This window comes from Virgisporangium aurantiacum, assembly GCF_016863635.1.
Taxonomy (GTDB): Bacteria; Actinomycetota; Actinomycetes; order Mycobacteriales; family Micromonosporaceae; genus Virgisporangium; species Virgisporangium aurantiacum.
On the sequence record NZ_BOPG01000207.1, the window covers coordinates 1 to 615 of the forward strand.

Annotated in this window: 1 protein-coding gene; it reads right to left on the reverse strand. The window is 61.3% G+C overall.

Going from position 1 to position 615, the window contains the following annotated elements; all coding sequences use genetic code 11:
* The coding region (locus Vau01_RS63070; RefSeq protein ID WP_239153171.1) for a condensation domain-containing protein at positions 1–598 on the reverse strand (598 nt) is incomplete at its 3' end.
* Between the last annotated feature and the right edge of the window lie 17 nt (positions 599–615).

Sequence of the window (615 nt, forward strand, 5' to 3'; positions counted from 1 at the left end):
GGCCCGCGGGGTAGTTTTCGTAGACGATGATGGTGTTGAAGAGGGGTGTTCCGGTGGGGATGTTGCTGTAGGTGTGGATGTCGGTGAGGGGGGTGTGTTGGTGTGGTGTGTGGTTGATGTGTTGGGTTTGGAGGGTGGTGAGTAGTTCGAGGATGGTTGGGTTGGTGGTGAGGTCGGCGGTGATGGGGATGGTGTTGATGAATAGGCCGATGATGTTTTCGACGCCGGGTAGGTCGGGTGGTCGGCCGGAGACGGTGGCGCCGAAGAGGATGTGGTTGTGGTTGCTGTAGTGGTGGAGGAGGATGGCCCAGGCGCCGCGGATGATGGTGCTGAGGGTGAGGTGGTGTTGGCGGGCGAGTTGGGTGAGTTGTGTGGTGAGGTTGGTGGGTAGTTCTCGGCGGGTTTCGGTGTGGCCGGGTTGTGGGTTGGTGGTGGTGGGTAGGGGTGTGGGTTCGGTGATGTTGGTGAGGGTGTGTCGCCAGTAGGTTTCGGTGTTGGTGGTGTCGTGGTTGGCGAGCCAGGTGAGGTAGTTGCGGTATGGGGGGCGGTGTGGGAGGTCGGGTGTGGTGCCGTCGAGGTGGGCCTGGTAGAGCCGCATCACATCGTCCAACAGCA